At 56.6% G+C, this 19054-nt stretch carries 12 protein-coding genes and 1 riboswitch; of the genes, 10 read left to right on the top strand and 2 right to left on the bottom strand.

Annotated elements, in window-relative coordinates; translation table 11 throughout:
- Window positions 1-2: 2 nt before the first annotated feature.
- On the bottom strand, window positions 3-1406 hold the full coding sequence (locus H598_RS0103330; protein ID WP_035415196.1) for a mannose-1-phosphate guanylyltransferase/mannose-6-phosphate isomerase: 1404 nt from the start codon (window positions 1404-1406) through the stop codon (window positions 3-5).
- A gap of 203 nt (window positions 1407-1609) precedes the next feature.
- On the opposite strand from H598_RS0103330, the gene H598_RS0103325 reads away from it, so the two are divergent.
- Genes H598_RS0103325 through H598_RS0103305 form a run of 5 tightly spaced genes read left to right on the top strand, consistent with a single transcriptional unit; the run spans window position 1610 to window position 8171 of the window.
- Window positions 1610-2854 (top strand): lipopolysaccharide biosynthesis protein, encoded by a 1245-nt coding sequence (locus H598_RS0103325; protein ID WP_028111732.1) that lies wholly within the window; start codon window positions 1610-1612, stop codon window positions 2852-2854.
- Window positions 2851-4164, top strand: coding sequence for an O-antigen ligase family protein (locus tag H598_RS0103320; RefSeq protein WP_028111731.1), 1314 nt, complete (start codon window positions 2851-2853; stop codon window positions 4162-4164). Before H598_RS0103325 ends, H598_RS0103320 begins: the two co-directional genes overlap by 4 nt.
- On the top strand, window positions 4161-5063 hold the full coding sequence (locus H598_RS23210) for a glycosyltransferase family 2 protein (RefSeq protein WP_051252344.1): 903 nt from the start codon (window positions 4161-4163) through the stop codon (window positions 5061-5063). The genes H598_RS0103320 and H598_RS23210 overlap by 4 nt, the downstream gene beginning before the upstream one ends.
- Before the next feature lie 13 nt (window positions 5064-5076).
- A complete protein-coding gene (locus H598_RS23205; RefSeq protein WP_051252342.1) occupies window positions 5077-6909 on the top strand; it encodes a WecB/TagA/CpsF family glycosyltransferase in 1833 nt (610 codons plus the stop codon).
- A complete protein-coding gene (locus tag H598_RS0103305; protein ID WP_028111730.1) occupies window positions 6906-8171 on the top strand; it encodes a glycosyltransferase in 1266 nt (421 codons plus the stop codon). Before H598_RS23205 ends, H598_RS0103305 begins: the two co-directional genes overlap by 4 nt.
- Here the strand turns inward: H598_RS0103305 and H598_RS0103300 are convergent.
- Window positions 8141-9670: a haloacid dehalogenase-like hydrolase gene (locus H598_RS0103300; protein WP_028111729.1), complete on the bottom strand. Its 1530-nt coding sequence runs from the start codon at window positions 9668-9670 to the stop codon at window positions 8141-8143. The genes H598_RS0103305 and H598_RS0103300 overlap by 31 nt on opposite strands.
- 428 nt (window positions 9671-10098) lie before the next feature.
- Window positions 10099-10183: riboswitch (cyclic di-GMP riboswitch) on the top strand.
- Window positions 10184-10297: 114 nt separating this feature from the next.
- On the opposite strand from H598_RS0103300, the gene H598_RS26960 reads away from it, so the two are divergent.
- From H598_RS26960 to H598_RS26350, 5 genes are all read left to right on the top strand, one after another.
- Complete coding sequence (locus H598_RS26960) at window positions 10298-14293, top strand: hypothetical protein (protein ID WP_028111728.1); 3996 nt, start codon at window positions 10298-10300, stop codon at window positions 14291-14293.
- A gap of 143 nt (window positions 14294-14436) precedes the next feature.
- Window positions 14437-15276 (top strand): M90 family metallopeptidase, encoded by an 840-nt coding sequence (locus tag H598_RS0103290; protein WP_035415193.1) that lies wholly within the window; start codon window positions 14437-14439, stop codon window positions 15274-15276.
- A 196-nt stretch (window positions 15277-15472) separates the two neighbouring features.
- A complete protein-coding gene (locus tag H598_RS23200; RefSeq protein WP_035415191.1) occupies window positions 15473-16804 on the top strand; it encodes an FMN-binding protein in 1332 nt (443 codons plus the stop codon).
- Between the two features lie 60 nt (window positions 16805-16864).
- The gene (locus tag H598_RS23195; protein WP_084144299.1) at window positions 16865-18013 is read left to right on the top strand and encodes an FAD:protein FMN transferase; all 1149 of its coding nucleotides are present in this window, start codon (window positions 16865-16867) and stop codon (window positions 18011-18013) included.
- Window positions 18014-18475: 462 nt separating this feature from the next.
- Window positions 18476-19054 carry a YecA family protein gene (locus tag H598_RS26350; RefSeq protein WP_028111726.1) on the top strand — a complete coding sequence of 193 codons (579 nt, stop codon included), beginning with the start codon at window positions 18476-18478 and terminating at the stop codon, window positions 19052-19054.

The raw sequence follows: 19054 nt of genomic DNA, 5'->3' as shown, positions 1-19054 counted from the left end.
CATCATGCCCGTCCATATTTATCATCGAAGCGAACGATATCGTCCTCGCCCAGGTAGGTACCCGACTGCACCTCAATCAGTTCCAGCGGCACCATGCCGGGGTTTTCCAGCGCATGCACCACCCCGATGGGAATGTAGGTGGACTCGTTTTCGGTAACAAAAAACGTGCGCTCGCCATTGGTCACCTTGGCGGTACCGGACACCACCACCCAATGCTCGGCGCGGTGGTGATGCATCTGCACACTGAGCTTAGCGCCGGGTTTTACCGTGATGTGTTTGACCTGATAACGCTGACCAAAATCGATGGAGTCGTAATAGCCCCAGGGCCGGTACACCTTGCGATGCACCTGAACTTCCGAGCGCTCATCCCCTTTCAATTTCTCGACAATGTGCTTCACCTCCTGCGCGCGGCCGCGCTCGGCCACTAACACCACATCCTGGGTATCCACAATCACCATGTCATCCAGCCCCACCGTGGCAATCAGCCGGTCTTCGCCTTGAATCAAACAGTTGTGAGTGTCATGGGTCACGGCGTCGGCGCGAATGGCGTTGCCGTTATGATCTTTGTCCCCCACTTGCCACAATGCCGACCAGGAGCCGATGTCATCCCAGCCGGCATCCAGCGCCATCACCACCGCATCGTCGGTGTGCTCCATTACCGCATAGTCGATGGACTCATCCGGGCAGTCGATAAACGCCTGTTCATCCACCCTGACAAAATCCAGATCCTGGCTGACGTCCGCCACCGCCTGGCGGCAGATCTGCACCATCTCAGGCCGGTGGCGTTGCAACTCCTGCAGATAGCGACTGGCGCGAAACAGAAACATGCCGCTGTTCCAGTAGTACTGACCCGAGTCCAGGTACCGCTGGGCAGTGTCGGAATTGGGTTTTTCCACAAACTCACTGACCTCAAAGCCGCTTCCGCTGGCCGGGCCGCGACGAATGTAGCCGTAGCCGGTATGAGGACAATGGGGCACCACCCCAAAGGTCACCAGCTTACCGGCCTCAGCCAGAGGCACCGCCGCCGACAACACCGTCACAAAGGCCTGTGGGTCTTCGATGACGTGATCCGCCGCCAGCAGCAACAGCAGCGGATCCTCTTCATCCTGAGTCAACAAGGCCGCCAACGCCGCCGCCGGGGCGGTATTGCGCCCCACCGGCTCCAGCACAATCTGCGCATTCACCTCCAGGGCGCGCATCTGTTCGGCGACGATAAAGCGATGGTCCTCGTTGCAGATCACCACCGGATCGGTGGTGTCGACGCCATCGAGACGCCTAACCGTGTCCTGCAACATGGAGTGTTTACTAGAAAGAGGTAAGAATTGTTTTGGAAACAAGGTCCTGGAGAGAGGCCATAAGCGAGTACCTGAACCACCTGCGAGAATAACCGGGACAATGCTGACCATAGTGATTTCCATCCTGAGAAGCCGCGGCTTGCGGTGCGCCCCGGGCAATTCAAAACCTAAAGAATAGCAGCACATAGAAAAGCCGAAGGTGTCATTGGCATTTTGCGGAGCAAGATAGAGCATCAGGGTCTAAGCTAAAAAATCAGACATTTGGATTCGCACAGGGTTACATCACCCTGATCGGGGTTGTTGAGGGGCGGCAGTTGAAAACACAGGTGATCGTTTCCACTGTTGATCAAGGGATACTCAGTGCGTTTAACTTTGCCCTGAATCTGGCTCTGATTAAGCTGTGGCAACCGGCCGAGTTTGGGGTCTACTCCATTGTCTTTATGCTCAGCTATGTGCTCATCAGCCTGCAAAATGCGCTGATCAATACCCCCTACTCGGTGCTGGTACCGGCCTCCGACAACCCGGATCACCTGCGCAGTACCCTGTCTCTGAGCAATGGCCTGTTTCTCGTCAGCCTGACCCTGATCTGCTATGCCCTATTGCATCTCCCCCTATTGCAACAGGACTTTTCCGGCAACCTGGCCATTACCACCTTCTTCGCGATTCGACTGCTGAGGGAGTTTCTTCGATGCCGCTGGTCATCAGAATTGATCCTGATGCCCGTGTTGGTGGCGGATCTGCTGTTCGTGGTGTTTTTTCTTGTGCTGATGGGGATCTGGCAGTCGCAACACCCGCTGCACCAGTTCTCGCTGGAGCACCTGCTGTGGTTTCTGAGCCTGAGCCAGCTGTTGGGAATGGTCTATCTGCTTAAGCAGGAGTTTCCGCTGTTTACCCTGACCCGCTGGTCGGCGCTGCCTCGCCACTATGCGCCGATCTGGGATCAGTCCCGCTGGTCACTGGTGGGCGTCATCACCACCGAACTGCAAAACCGAGGCTACATCTTCATAGTCGGCCTGGCCTTTGGCCCCACGGTTGTCGGCTTCATTCAGGCCGGCCGAGTGTTTTTCGGGCCGCTGAACATCATCACTTCGGCCTGGACCCGCATCGCCAAACCGACACTGGCCAAGTTGCATGCCCAGGGAGAAAGGCAGCAATTCCAAACGCTCACCAACCAAGGCGCCCTGGGGTTTTTGCTGTTCAACCTGGTGTTTGGCGTGCTGCTGTGGCTGGCGTGGCCCTGGTTGCAGCCCCAGCTGTTCGGTGACCAGTATGCCGGCATCGGCTTCGTGGTCGCCCAATGGGCCATCGCCACCTTGCTGTTTCATCTGCGCTCTACCTACAGCGCCGCCATTCAGGCACAGAACCGCTTTAAGCCATTGGCCATGGCCACCATCTGGGGCGCATCGCTATCGCTGGGAATCCTGACCATTCTGGCTCTGGCACAGGCCTCTAACTGGGTCATCTTCACGGTGATCTTTGGCGAGATCGTCGCCTTTGGCTACATTCTGCTGCTATTTGCCCCTCAGCTTCAGCCTCGCTGGCTGCCGGAGCGCCGATGATACTACGGCGGCTATTGAACTGGCTGGTGGCAGACGACACCCGGCATTACACCATCAACAACCTGGTGGCCATCGTCATCATCACCCTGGTGTGTGCCTCCAGCTTCGATGTGCTGTCACCCAACATGGAAGCAGCCACACACCTGGTGGACATGGAGGTAAAAGATCATGCCGCCAGCACCTCTTCCGGCAATCTGGTCAACCAACTGTTCTGGGTGGCGATGATCGGCCTGGCCGGCTACACCATCCTGCGGGATCCTCAACGGGCCAAGCGCATCGTCGTCGCCCAGTGGCCGCTGGTGATCATCTGCCTGCTGGCCTTTGCCAGTGTTACTTGGGCACTGGCGCCCAACATCGCATTTCGTCGCTCGGTGATGCTGGTGTTCGTCATCGGTTCGGTGTTTGCCGGCGTCAGTTACCTGCGCCGCCCGGAGCAACTGCTGCTGCTGCTGTATCGCATCTGTACCCTGGCGCTGGCGTTTAACCTGATGGCCCTGGTGCTGGGCAATTTTGATAAAGACGGCTTCTTCTACGGCATTCATGGCAACAAGAACGTTCTCGGAGCCATTGCCCTGCTGGCGATACTGTTTGGCGTCGCCTCCCGTAAGTTGTTCACCACCCAGATCAATCGATTCTATAACGGCGTTTATCTGGGGCTGTGGTTGCTGCTGCTGCTCATCTCGGTCTCCAAGACCTCCATTGCCCTGTTGTTCGTCGTGCCGGCACTGGTGTTCGGCGTACAGGTAATTGCCACCAACACTCGGCTCAATGTCGGCATGCTGATGCTGCTGGCCTTCACGCTGCTGACCCTGGTCATCTATATTGTCCTGAGTCTCTACAACTGGCACATCAAAGAGTTTTTCGCCCAGTTCATGTCCGATCCCGGGCTTACCGGCCGCGACTACATCTGGGCCTTCATGCTGGATCGCATCGACACCCGCTGGTTACTGGGCCATGGCTATGGCTCATTCTGGGGGATTGGTCAGCAGTCCCCCAATGTGGTCTATGGCAGGAGTTATCTGACCCTGCTCAATCAGGGCCACAATGGCTACCTGGACCTGCTGGCGAAACTGGGGGTCATAGGGATGGCCATCTATCTGCTGGTGCTGGTGCAGTTCGCCCGCCAGTCCGGTCAGATTCAATCCACTCATCCGCTGCTTTTTTTCCTGTTTTGGATCCTGCTGGTGATTACCTTGTTCCATAATATTACCGAGAGCAGCTTAATGAGGGGCAGCCACTCCATGTGGATCATTCAACTGTTGGTGCTGACCTCGGTGGCCCGCATCTGCGCCGATAGGAGACTGCAATGACCACCTCGATCACCGTCTGCCTGTGCACCTATCGCCGCCCCCACCTGGCCGAGACCCTGAACAGCCTGCAGCAACAACAGTTGCCGGATGACGTTCATCTGTCCATCTCCATCGCCGACAACGACCTGCTGGAGTCCGGCAGGGCGTTGGTGGAGGCGTTCCAGCAACACTCCGATCTGCAAGTGTCCTATGCCGTCCAGCCGCAAAAGAACATCTCCATGGCCAGGAATACCTCGGTAGCCAATGCCCGCGGCCAATGGTTGGCGTTCATTGATGACGATGAGAAGGCCAGCCCAACCTGGCTGGCAACCCTGCTGGCCTGTGCCCGCCAATTCGATGCCGACGCGGTCATGGGTCAGGTGGATACCCGCTACCCGGAGCAGACACCGGAGTGGATTTCCGCCGGCAACTATTTCAGTAAGTCGCTGTCGCCGACCGGCACTCACATGGATGTCGGGTCCACCTGCAATGCCCTGGTGAAACGATCGGTGTTGCCGCACCCAAGCGCCCCCTTTGATGTCAGCCGCGGCACCCTGGGGGGCGAGGACACCACGCTGTTCCATGACATTCATGCTCGGGGCGGCGTCATTGTCTCCTGTCGCGAAGCAGTGGTCAGCGAGTTGGTGGAGCCGCAGCGACTCAATCGCCACTACCTGCTGCAAAAGGCCACTCGCATCGGCGAGACCTATGCCGCCATTTTCTTTACCCCATTGTCTCCAGCGGGGAAAACGGTGCAATTTCTCAAGGCTTTCGCGCAAACCGTGATTGCGGCGTTCGGCGCAGTATTGCTACGCCCCATCGGCAAGAAACACAGCTTTCGCTACGTCATGAGAATGATGTCCAACTGGGGCAAAGTCCGATATTTCTTCAATACTCCACCGGTGGAGTTGTATAAGTAAGGGAGTTTTCGCAATGCGAGTGCTGCACATCGTCCGCCAGTTTCATCCCGCCATGGGCGGCCTGGAAAATTTTGTTCAGTCACTGGTGAAAGAGCAGCGCCATCAGGGGATCGACGCACAGGTGCTGACGCTCAACCGGCTGTTTCACTGCCGTCAGCCCCACCTGGCCGATTCCGAAACCGTCGACGGCATTCCGGTGCACCGCATCGGCTATGTTGGCAGCTACAAATACCCCATCGCTCCGTCAGTGCTCAAGCACCTGTCCGGTTATGATCTGATCCACGTTCACGGGGTCGATTTTTTCGCCGATTTTCTCTCGTTTTTTCGCTGGGCTCACCGAAAGCCGCTGGTGCTGTCGACCCACGGCGGCTTCTTCCATACCGAGTTCGCCGCCTCCCTCAAGCGCCTCTACTTCGCCACCATCAGCCGGCTGGCGGTCAAAGGCTACAAACAGATTTTTGCCTGCAGCAACAACGATTTCGAGCTTTTCCGCCCTCTGTGCAGCCGCCATTTAACCCTGATTGAGAATGGCGTCGACATTACTAAATTTGCCGACGCCGGCAGTCCGATACCCCAGCCTGCCCTGCTGTTTATCGGTCGATTTTCAGACAATAAGCGACTGGACAAACTGCTGCTGACCCTGGCGCGACTGCGGCTGTTACTGCCACAGATCAAACTGACCATCATCGGCAAAGACTGGGATGGCAACGAGGCAATCCTCAGGCAACAAATTGAACACCTGGCGCTGGGCGAGTCGGTGCAGATACTCACCGGCTTGGAAGACCACCAGGTACGGCAACAGGTAGGACGTCACAGCTACATCATCAGCGCCTCCGATTACGAAGGCTTTGGCATGACACTGATCGAGGGCATGGCCGCCGGCCTGCTGCCCATCGCCTCGCCCATCCCCAGCTTCCAGCGCATCATTGAGCGAGCTCAGCTGGGGTTGTTGGTTAATTTCGATGCCGCCGATGAAGCGGCGCAGCGAATTCACACCTACCTGAATCAGACTGCCGACGACTATGAACCCCTGCGGCAGCGCGCCATGCAGGCGGCCAGCCGCTATGCCTGGCCCCAGGTGTCCCGGCAGTTTATCAACGCCTACAGCCCCATTGTCGGCGCCGAGCAGCGCATCATTCAGGGGGTCAGAATGGACAGCCGCAGCGGCGAGGCTATCGTCGCGCAACTGGATCAGGCCATCGACGACGACCAGCGCCTGACCATGGCCTACGCCAACGCCCACACCATCAACCTGGCCCACAAAGACGCCGGTTACCGCGACATCCTCAACCAGTGCCTGGTGGTCAACGACGGTTTGGGTGTCGACCTGGCCAGTAAACTGAAGTATGGCCGGGGATTTGCCGAGAACCTCAACGGCACCGACTTTACCCCCCGCTTCTTTACCCGCAGTCGCCACCGGCTCAAAGTCTTTCTGCTGGGCGCCAGTGAAGACAGCGTCAGTCGCTGCTTCGATCTGTGGCAGCAGCGCTTCCCCCAGCATCAGTGGGTCGGCTATCACCACGGCTTTCTTGAGCAAGCGGATCATCAACGGGTGTGCGAGCAGATTCGGCGCAGCGGCGCCAACGTGGTGATTGTCGCCATGGGCAATCCACTGCAGGAACGCTGGCTACACCAATACCTGCCCCAGTGCGGGGCGACCATTGGTATCGGCGTCGGCGCACTGTTTGACTTCACCGCCGGCAAGGTAAACCGAGCCCCAAATTGGGTTCGGGCGCTGCGCAGCGAGTGGATCTACCGACTGGTGCACGAGCCCAAGCGAATGTGGAAACGCTACCTGCTTGGTAACTTGACCTTTCTGTACAACGCCCTGGGAGATCAATCGTGACCCAAGCTCCCTCTCAGCTGAATCAGCAGCGGCTGCACTCTGCCACTCGGCGGTGTGTGTTGCATCTGGCGGTGGAGTACCCGTCACGCAACCGGCCGGACAACACGCCGGCGGTACGCCATTTCATTCAGGCCAACCCCCAGGTGGATTATCGGGTCATCGCCCTGCGCAGAACCGCCAACCCGTTTAAATGCAATGCGCTGGCTGGTGATGGCGAAGGAGACAACAGAGTCACCTCGATGCGCTATTGGGGACTGCCGCTGGGAATCGGCCTGTTCGCCAGCATGACGCTGGTCGCCTGGCGCATTCGTCGCCTGCTTGCCAAAGAGGGGATTCGGGTCGATCTGGTTCACGCCCACAAATTCAGTTTCGAGGGCATCGCCGGCTGGTGGCTGGCCCGATGGCGACAGTGCCCGCTGGCGCTGTCGGTCCGGGGAGAAGCCGAAGCCAAGATTCTGCGCTTCAAACCCTACTACGATCCCTTCTTTCGACGCCAACTGCAGGATGCGGCCCACATCTACTACGTCTCAGCCTGGTTCAAACCCTTGCTGAACAGCCGCTTTTCCCTGGATTCCGACAAGCAATCCCTGCTTCCGAATTTTGTCGCCGACAAACAGTGGCAAACCAGTTCGGAATTTACCGAGGACCACCTGGTTAGCATCATCGACCTGAACGTGTACCAGAAAAAGGGGCTGAATAAACTGCTGCAGGCCATGCAGGCCTTGCTGGCAGACTACCCCAAGCTGAAGCTCGACGTCATTGGCAGCGGCACCGACAAATCCCGGCGCGCCGTCGAAGCGCTGCTGACACAAATGAAGATGCAGGATCGGGTTACCCTGGTCGGTGGCCTGTCCAATGCCGAACTGCTGAACCGATTGCCGCAATACGCCGGCATGGTCATGCCCAGCGTCAATGAGACCTTTGGCATGGTCTACGTCGAGGCGCTACTCAGCGGGGTGCCGATTCTGCATTCCACCAATACCGGCATCGATGGCTTCCTTGATGATATTCCCGCCCGAGTGATGGCCGACCCGCTCGACGTCGAAGAGATCCGCACCGCGCTGGACTCCCTGCTGCGCAACCAGCATGGCTTTCGTCAATGGCTGCTGGCCAACCATCAACACATCGTCTGCCGATTCTCACGAGACCGGTACATCGATGCCTACAACCAACAATTCCAACTGCTGGCGCCGCGGCCACAGGACCGCGATAACGATCCCCGAAGCGCCTGTCAGTCTCCGGAGCCAAGGCGGCTTAAGTGAGCGCGGAACCCAAGCAAGTCTTTGGCCGCCCGCAAACCGGCATAAGCCAGGATGACCAAGGCATGCCATTGGGTGAGCTGCTGCCAGCTTAAGCCGCCGCTGATCGCCACGGCGCCCAAAAGCAAAACCAAAATCAACAGATTGAACAAGTGATTGGGCATCCCTTTACGGGAGCCACCAAAGCGATACACCACGTAGGGAATCCACTTAGCCAAACCATGAGACACACAGAACAGCACTCCGACGATGGAGGTGGAGAACAGCACCAGGTACCCGGCCGTTCTGGCCAGTTGCAGTATCAGCATCGGCACCACCCTGCCGGTCTCTCTGATGCGATTAAACCAGGCAAACACACACCGGACCACCACTAAAAAGGCCACAAACACGGCCCATACCAGCAGGGTCGCCTGTGCCCCTTGCAGCGCAAACGCCTCAGGCAACCAACTGCTTCCCTGAGCCGCCAGCCAAGCCGGGAACACCGCCAGGACCAGTGCCCACATCCAGGCAAACCAGGGCCGAAACCCGCCCGCCAGCAAACGGTAGTTGTCACTGACCTTGGGCTTGTCTTCGTAGCGCAGCCCCAGGCGGTCGTTCTCAAAGTACCCCACTTCATAGGCACAAAAATAGGCCAGGACAAAACCCAGTAAGCACGCCGCGGTCTGCCAGGGATAGGGGTTGGCGATGGCGAACACCAGCAGCAGGGTCAGGTAGTCATGCCCCAGTATCGCCCGAGTGAAATAGCTTTCAGTGGGCCGTTTCACTTTTTTTAGGTACACGAACGGCAGCATGGGGTCCAGCCCCGCCCTCTGCGCCACCGACTCTGGCCACTGCACCCAAATGCCGACGGAACAGCTCTCCAGCAGATCGCGATCCAGCAGGCTGTCGGTAACGCAAGCACTGCGCCGCACCGTTTCCCGACCGAGGGCTTCGATGGCCATCGCCCCCTTACCTTTAATGCGCAACTCGATGGCCGACCCCAGTTTCGAGGACACCACCAAAGGCCACTCGCAGCCCATGGCATCCAACAGCGGCGCCAGAATGAAATCGAAGCCATAACTCACCAGGTAGATGGGGTTGTCGCGACTGAGCAGCAGGTCGTACAGCTCGCTGTTGAGGTAGCGACCACCGGCTTCGGCCGCCTGTTTCTGCCACTGTCTTTTAGCCCACGGCGCCACAAACAGCACCACCTTGATGCGAATCAGATCCCGGTAATGACGCTGTTCCTGGCCTCCAATCCAACGCCAGGGCCTCAGCAGATCCAGCAGTTGCAGGACAATCGAAATCAGCAGTTTCGGCGCCACCGAGGCAAGAAACAGCTCGGTGCTGTTGCGCAGCCACAGCGTGTCATCGAAGTCCACCAGCAAGGGCGTTGAATCAGGAAGCTGGGCCAGATTCTGCAAAGCCTGCTCCGGGGTCTGGCGGTAGTCTTCTCCGCTGCGCTTCTTCTCCCGAAACTCATCCAACCCCAGCACCTGATTATTCGTAACATCCTTAGTCATCCTGATTCATCCCTGCAATCCAATGAATTCCGGGCCGAAAACAGCCAAAAACTTACCTGTAAGTGTAGAGGGGCGTGCTCACCTTAGCCACGTCAGATCCGTAAACGGCCTACCTGACACGGTCAGCAAAAAAATAAAAGGGCTTTTTTAGAGAAATTATCATCGTTTAAATAATGAACAACAGCAATTGAACGTGGCTCACAGAAACTGAAAGTGGCATAGCAAATATCAAAAAAATAACCTTTGAGGATGTTGCTGTTTTAGCAGTACATAATATCGAAATAACAACCAATGGCCGCTGAATATAAAAAAGACCGGTTGTTTTATGATCAACCATTGGGCATTCTTGCCGCGGGCTCAGCTTATTCAAGACTGCGCCGAGTCAACAAGGTTAATGTTGTGTTAACCAATGTAATTTGAACTACGACAGCAGACAAAGGCAAACTTAACGAAAGTTAAGGACGCAATATCTCCGGTCTAAAGGCTTTGGCCAATGATAGCGGGATTACCTCATGTCAGTGGTGAACTGTTCGCATTAACTCTATGAAATAATTGAGGGTTTAATAGTGCACTATAAAACAGCGCCACAGCAGGGCCGAGATTGTCTGCCGATTTATGAGGCTTTTCATGAACCATCGGCATCACTTTTTGGGATCGATTTGGAGAAAGCAGGAGCGACGTTCGCCATTCCTGATATTTCTATCCGTTATTCTAATTTCTTTCAGCTTTGGCGGCCAAGCTTCCAATGCCGTTGCGTTCAACGGAAAAAACGCTTACGCCGAATTTGACTCCTGGAAACCCAGCGGTCACTTCAAGGTCATTGCCTGGTTAGGCCAGGTTGATTCCAACTCAGAAAACAGAACAATTCTCCTGAGTGAACCCCAATCCACAGACTTTCTCTCTTTTACCCACCGAAATGTACAGGGTAAATGGGGATCCCAGTATCCGGGGATCTGGGGCCAGTTTCAGTTCAATGACACCCGCTATATTGAAATTGAAGTCCAACAGGGCAAACTGACTGCCACCGATGGTCAGGTCACCCGTTCGGTTCAGAACAGCGCCATCGATCCGAGCTCCGTTGACTATCAGTGGTTGTTTCGCCGCGGTAAAACCGATTACTCAGAAGGCGGCATTCAAGGCTTGGCTCTGATCGATCTCGGCAATGCCGGCAACTCCCGCGCTTATGCCTTCGACAGCAGCCAAGGCATGGTCGAAGTCGGCGGCAGCGCCTCGTTCTCGCCATTGAAAAAACTGTCTAAGAATGCATGGTTTACCGGACCTCACAGCATTGAAAACCCGGCACCCGATCACTTCGATGACGCTCAGTGGAATGCCGCCTTTGGTAATGCGCCGGTGGATCCTGTCGACCCGGTCGACCCGGTTGACCCGGTTGACCCCGTTGACCCCGTTGACCCCGTTGACCCCGTTGACCCAGCGCAAAGCTACGCCGTCAATTTTAACGGCAGCAACAGCTACGCCGAAATTGCCCCCTGGCAGCCACAAGGCAAATTCCGCGTACTCGCCTACCTGACCGGCATGGACGCAGCTCCAGATCAGCGCAACATCCTGATGAGTGCGTCTGACACTACCGAATTTCTGTCTTTCACCCACTCTGCGGTTCAGGGCCACTGGGACAACCAGTACCCTGGGGTGTGGGGCAAATTTGATTTTAATGCCAGTGGCCTGGTCGACATCACTGTCGATTACGGCAGCATGACCATCAGCGATGGTCGCATCACTCAATCGGTCTACAACAGCGCCATTAACCCCAGCTCTGTGGGATATGATCTGTTGTTCCGTCGGGGCAGCAGCGACTTTTCTCAGGCCGGCCTGCAAGGCCTGGTTCTGATGGACCTGGCCAATAGCAGCAACTCACGAGCCTATGGCGTCAGCCCGGATCAAGGGCTGGTGGAAGTCGGCGACAGCAGCGGTGCCACCAAGCTGTTCGGCATCGACAGCAGCGATTATGGCCAGGGTGTCCACGTTATCACCAACCCGGACAGCAGCGTCTTCAGTGACGACGAATGGAATGCCGTATTTGGCACCGATGCGCCTGTGGACCCGGTAGACCCAGTCGACCCGGTTGACCCAGTCGATCCGGTAGACCCTGTCGACCCAGTAGACCCCGTCGATCCTGTAGACCCCGTCGATCCGGTAGACCCGGTGGATCCCGTCAGCAACCAGGCCGTGCGTTTTGACGGCAACGGCAGCTACGCCCAAATTGCCCCGTGGAAACCGCAAGGCAAATTCAAGGTCATCGCCTGGCTGGCCGAGGTTGACGCGGACGCCGGTAACCGAACCACCTTGATGAGCTCGTCTCAAACTTCCGACTTCATCGGCTTTACCCATCACAACGTGCAGGGCAAGTGGGGCAGTGACTATCCTGGTGTCTGGGGCAAGTTTGATTTTGCCGCCAGCCATTACCTGGAAGTCACCGTTGAACACGGCAAGCTGACCGCCTTCGACGGCACCAATTCCGGCTCGGTGAACGCCAGCAGCATCGACCCCACCTCGGTCAGCTTTGACTGGCTGTACCGCCGCGGCAACGGCTACTCCAAAGGCGCGCTGCAGGCACTGACCCTGATCGATTACACCAACCCGAATAATTCGCGCTCCTACGCCTTTGATCCTGAGCGTGGCATTGTCGAAGTGGGCGGAGACAGCGGCCACAATCAACTGCACCAGATCGATAGTGGTGACTGGGTTCAAGCCCAGCACACCGTCACCAACCCGGATCCCCAGCACTTCCCTCAGGACCAGTGGGACGCCGTGTACGGCTCCGGCTCTGATCCGGTCGACCCCGTTGACCCGGTAGACCCCGTTGATCCGGTAGACCCCGTCGATCCGGTCGACCCCGTTGATCCGGTAGACCCTGTCGATCCGGTAGACCCCGTCGATCCGGTGGACCCGGTAGACCCTCCTCAGGGAGGCCCGCTGCTGGGCAACGACGCTCGAGCCATTCGCTTCAACGGCAGCAATGCATACCTGACGTTTTCCCCTTGGAAGGCGCAGTCTGAGCACCGCATCATTGGCTGGTTCTCGGCACTGGACAGCAACCCGGATGCCCTGACCTATGTGGCCAGTACCGCCAATCAAAGCAGCTTTATCGCCGTCTCTCATCGCTCAGTGATTGCCCGCTTCAACGGCAGCGAGGTACGACTGGAAAACCGCTTTGCCTTTAACCAGACCGGCTACGTCGAAGTCAGCATCAGCAATGGTCGCCTGACCGCCTCCGATGGTCAAAGCAGCGCCAGCATCAGCAGTGGTGCCATTAGCGCCATCAGCTACGACCAGGCCCTGCGCTTCGGCAATGACTACAGCGCCGCCACTTTGCAGGCACTGGCACTGATCGACCTGGGTAACGACAACCAGGTTCGCGGCTACACCTTCAATGATCAACACCAGATCATCGAGTCCGGTGCCCAGCCCAGCGACAACAACCAGCTGTACAATGTGGGCAACAATGACTGGCTGACCATCGACACCAACGTGGTCACCCCCAAGGCACTGATCGCCTCCCAGGCTGAGTGGGACGCCGCCTTCGAAGGCAGCTACGGCAACGCTCACCCGCTGCTAGACTCCACCAACGGCAACGACCAGAGCCAACTGGCCTGGGAAGGCCACTACTGGTTGCGGGCTTACGTCACCATGGCCAAGGCCTATAACGACGACAAGTACCTCGACTACGCCATCGAACTGATTGATCACATGATCAACTACACCGATGACAAACGCGTGGATCGTAATGAGCTGAACCTGAGTGGACAGCCCTACAGCATGGCCCCCAAGGCCTACCTCAACGACCGCTCCATGGCGGCCGCGGGTTGGCGTCGTCCCTTTGATGGCTGGCGCATCGAGGTGTTGTCCGACGGCCAGATCCTCAACGCCATCATGCGCACCGTGGATTACATCAAGTCGGCCAATAAGACCGCGTACATGGCCAAGGCCGACCAGTACCTGGCGCTGACAAAAGCGATCATTGCCACCCACGAATCGTCTTACAGTCAGACCAAGAACGGCGCCATTCAAGGCTCCTACTTCTACGTCAACGTCAGTAACAGCGAATTCGGCGACTCGGGCCTGTACTCCAACCCCCTGCCCTACAACCACAATATGACCATGGGCATTGCCATGATCTATGTGAACAAGTGGACCCAGGGCGGCGATGCGGCCATGGCACAGAAAGTCACCGACATTCTGGGCTTCTTCACCGATAACCTGCGCTACAACAACGACGGCAGCTGCAGCTGGGACTACGCCTACAACACCAGTGGCAACAACAAGCTGGAAGACGTTAACCACGCTCACCTGGACGTTGGCTTTGTGGTTACCGCCCACAACGAGGGCTACACCAACGACGACAGCGAAGTGCAGTGCCTGGCTAAGACCTTGACTGAAAAAGTCTTTATGGCACCCGCCATGCTGCACTACGACGTCGAGGGCAATGGCATCAGCAGCCGCTGGGATCAAGTGGCCACCGGCTACGACTGGTCTGATTTACAGCAGTTCGACTCACGAGTCGTGGACATCAACACCCACGTGCTTCGTCAGTACGGCCAGCCGACCTGGTCACGGCCCTTCCTGGCCTGGGCAGAAAGCCTGTACTGGAAACAGCAGCAATAACCTTACAGGGCGGCCACTAGGCCGCCCTTTTTATTCTCGGTTCGGCTAGTGGCCACAGTATCGCTATCGCCTCTTCAACCCTCAGCGGTAGCATCGTGGCTGCTGCCATTCCCATTTCCCCACCACCGCGCTAAGCTGTGGACATGTTTACCTTTTTCTCCAATTGGCGCCGCCAACGGCTACTGGCCCGCTTCGACAGCGAGCGGCGGGCACGCTGGCAGCAGAACCTGAATGCCCTGGCCATTCTCGATGGCCTAACGCAGGATGAGCAAACCCGGCTGCTGGAACTGGGCTGGTGCTTCTTGCACCACAAGCGGTTTACCCCGGTCATGGGCACCGAATTAACCGACGATCATTGCATCGACATCGCCCTGATGGCGGCCCTGCCGGTGCTAAACCTGGGCCTGGAAGCCTATGGCGTATTCCACGAACTGCTTATCTATCCTGAAGAGTTTGTCACCGACCAGCCGTTCATGGACGACAACGGTGTAGAACATCAAGGGAGAGAGGAGCTCGCCGGTGAAGCCTGGGAGCAAGGGCCGGTACTGCTGTCGCTGTCGAAACTGGCCGACAGCCGCCAATGGAATGGCTATAACCTGGTGATTCACGAGTTGGCACACAAGCTGGACATGGCCAACGGCGGCATCGCCGATGGCCTGCCGGCGCTGCCTGCAGCGCTGCAGCCCGACTGGCTGCAGGTATTCCCGCAAGCGTACGCCGACCAAAGCCGCCAAGTCAGCCAGGCGCACCTTCTGGATAGACGCTCAGCCGAAGCCATGCTGGCCTGGGACAGGATCTGGATCGACCCCTATGGCGCCGAGAACCAGGCCGAGTTCTTCGCTGTCTGCATGGAAGCGTTTTTCACCGACCCCATCGCCCTGAATCTGGCCTACCCGCCGCTGTACCAACTGCTACGCCAACTCCTGCAACAAGACCCCATAGCCCGGGCGCCGCATTGGCAACCCCTGCCCCACCTTCATTGACTCCGACGACCTCGCTGGCCGGTATCCGGCCATGGGTGAAGTGCAAAGCCTTTACTGGCGCCAATGTGAAGCCGGTCACCTTTATCCTGACGCTACGGAAAACCACTATATTGCCCCCAGAAGCAATTAATTAGTCTGCTAGTCAAAGGTCAACTCCGACCCGGTCAACGAGTTACAAACGAGTTAGGAGCCATCGATGGCAGCACATAACAAGACACGCCGCTACGCACTTCCCGCCGCAACTCTGGTTGCCCTGGCCATTTCCGGCTGCGCCAGCCAGGGCCCACAGGGCAAATACGTCGACGGCACCCATGAGGTTTCCGGTAAGGGCAAGAAGAGCAACATCACCCTGCAGGTGCAGGTTGATCAGGGCAAGATCCAGCAGATCACCACCCAGTCCCACAAAGAGACCGAATCGCTCTATCTCAACGCCGAGCGCCTGTTCCCGAAGATTGTCAGCAACAATGGCCACGAAGGCATTGATGCGGTGTCCGGTTCCACCTTCTCCTCCAACGGCATCCTTCAGGCGATTAACAGCCTGCCCCGCACCAATGGGGCCACGCCTGAATACCAGCCCGTAGGCTCCTCTGAGGGCAAAAGTGACGAGTTCAAGCTCAAATGGTCCATTCAACCCAAGCTGGGCCTGCTCAAGGGGGATTACTACTACGAGGAAGCCCGCTTTCGCCAAGGGCACATGGGCAGCATGACCATCGTGCTGGACAGCAGTAACCCCAGCGATGTGATTCTGGCTGAGTTCAATGAGAGCGGCCGCCCCAACTACTACACCCGCCTCTATCAGGACGTGCCCAAACGGATGTCCGAGTACAACTTCTCCATGGGCAAGAAGAAGGGCACCGCCTGGGTGCAATCCGCTCTGACCATGGAAAAACTGATGGTGGAAAAAGACCAACTGATCTTTGAAGCCAACCCGGACTACGACCCCAAGCTGGCCAACAAACTGAACCAGCCCAACCGCCTCAAGTATCAGGGGCTGGACATCGTCGCCGGCGCATCCAACTCCATTCAGCAGTCGATGGTGCCACTGACCGCAAAGATCCATCATCGCATCGAGGGTGAAGGCACCCACCTGAAGATGTACCAAAACGCCGAGCGCCTGACCGACGCCAAGGGCCGTTGGACCGGCGTCACTTCGCTGCTGCGCTTCGTGGTGGACACCGACAGCAAAGAGATTGTCGACGTGTATTACGACGAGATTTTCGCCGACTCCAAACAGGAGATTCGCGATGCCTCACTGAAGAAGCACTACCGCCAATCCAAGTACGACTCGGTGAACTACGTTGAGCCGGCCCGTATTGGCTTCAACGTGATGTTCGACGCTTTGAATGAACATGTGAAAAGCGGCGGCTCCATCTTCGACATCAACGATCTGCCCGCTACCGGCGATACCGGCAGTTACGCTCAAACCGGCTTCACCAAGCGATCCGCCTCTTGGAATACCTATTTGAAACAGGCCGATCTCCTCTACAAAGAGATGCGTACCGATCAGGTCGTCCGTAGCTACCAATAACCCCCCTGCCGAAGCCCGCCTCCGGGCTTCGGCGTTATTCACTCTACCCTGAGGCCCAGCATGCATTCATCGACCCTCCGCCTCGTCCGGTTACTGATTCTGGCCCTTTTGCTACCAGGCCATGTCACCTGGGCTAATGCCGCAAACAGCAGCGCGGACTCCGCCTTTTGCCAGCAGCACGGGCTGATTCAGTCAGAGCCAAACCGCAGTGTGCTCTACACCCTGGACTACTTCGGCACCTCCATCAGCGTCGAGGTACTGGATGATGGCGGCGAAGATGCGGCATTGGCACTGTGCGAATCGCTGAGGCTGATTGAGCACTACCACCAACTGGCCTCTGACTACGACACCTATCCAGGCCTAGTGAACATCAAATCCATCAACCTGGATCCCACCGCCACCCATAGGGTTGACCCCGAGCTGTTCGAGCTGATTCAGACCGGAGTGGAGTGGCATCGCCTCTCCGGAGGCTACTTCAACATCGCCATCGGCCCCGTGGTGCAATTGTGGCGACAGCATCGGTTTCAATGCAACCAACAGGGGGCGGGCCCCGACGACTGTTCATTGCCCTCAAACGAAGCGCTCAAGGCCGCCGCCACCCACACCCGCATCAACAATATTCATCTGAATGCGGCCAATCACAGCATCACCATGGCAGAGGGGATGAGCCTGGATCTTGGCGGCATCGCTAAAGGCTGGATGGTGGAAAAGGTGCTGGATCAACTCAAGCAGCGAGGCATGCGCTCTGTGGTGATCAACGCCGGCGGCAACATCCGCCACTACGGCCGTCACCCCGAGGGCCGCCCCTTTGTGACCGCCATCGAGAACCCGGTATGCCGTAAGCACGACTTCCAATTGCCGGGCTGTGATCAGATGGAAACGCGTTACACCGAGGTGGTGACCGGCGAAAACCTTACCGTGGTCACCAGCGGCAACTACCTCAAATACTTTGAAGTGGGTGGCAAGGAGTACCACCACATCATCGACCCCACCACCCTCTATCCCAAACAGGGCGGCGTGGCCACCTCTGTGGTGCTCTCAAACAACCACATCTACGCCGATGTGCTCTCCACCACCCTGTTCCTGATGCCCCTGGACCGGGCAAAAGCCCTGGCCGAAAAGCTCAATTACCTGGAGGGCGTCTGGGTACTGGATGAGAATGGCAGGCGAGTCTACAGCTCGGGGTTTGAGCGTTTAAGCCGTCACTAGACCACAACTCTTGCCGTCACCCAGCCTCCCCTATGTTCGGCACTGGGGAGGTTCTTTGTTTCTCCCCCTGTGCCAACATCACCTTAAGTCACCTCAGCCCACAGGATGAATGGCCGCTTTGGCGCCAATTGCAGTCATTGGCTCCATACCCAAAACGTCAGTAACTACGAATGCGCACTTTCACCGGTAAAAATTCTCACTTTTACCTACAACCACCTGGTATCCATTTGATTAGGGAAGAAAAATTTTTAGCTAACTGTGTTTATGTAGACCCCACTATGTATTCATGCGCACTTTCCACACCAATTGCCAGTTGAAAATTTCGGCAACTCTTAGCTAACCTATTGTTTGTATGTGAGAAAATAGAGTAGAGTAAACCAATTGCTGAGGTGTGGATTTCGGGCTTAGTGCGAATTCGCACTAATACACTGTTATAGCGATTGTTGAGTTAGGAGTACAGAATTGCAGTATTTTGAGTTATCAGAATTAAGTAATAATTTGCTAGATAAACTAGGTGTCGAAGATTTAAAGATGATTCCTGTTCAACCCGAACCGAGTGCCAAGCCACTTAATTGTCTAAACAATGTCACTGCTTACATTGAAAAATATGGCGGTAGTGTGCAATTTGGCTGGGTTTTTTCGTGTTTAGGGAATATTTCAATCAAAATGACAGCTCATGCTGTCGTCAAAATGCCTGACAATTCATTAGTCTGCGTAACACCGAATGAATATAGGACGGGGCTATTGAAGTTTGCTCCTGACAGTTCGGTCGAAACTCTCGTTAAGCATAACTTTCTTCCGACAAAATTTGTGCCTTTGATAAGTGACCAATCATTATCTGAGTACATTGCTATAGAAGTTGAGCAAGACAAATTACGTATGGATAATCAAGGTATTGTTGCTCAATCTGATCTGAATCAGTTCCAAATGAGAGCATCGGTACTTTATCCAGCTATCTTGTCTCTCGCTAAAAAGTACACTGGAAGAAACGATCAGTGTTACTGTGGTTCAGGAAAAAAGAACAAGAAGTGTTGTGGCTAA

The sequence above is a fragment of the Ferrimonas kyonanensis DSM 18153 genome (assembly GCF_000425405.1).
GTDB classification, from domain to species: domain Bacteria; phylum Pseudomonadota; class Gammaproteobacteria; order Enterobacterales; family Shewanellaceae; genus Ferrimonas; species Ferrimonas kyonanensis.
This window is presented reverse-complemented; position numbering and strand designations above follow the sequence as displayed.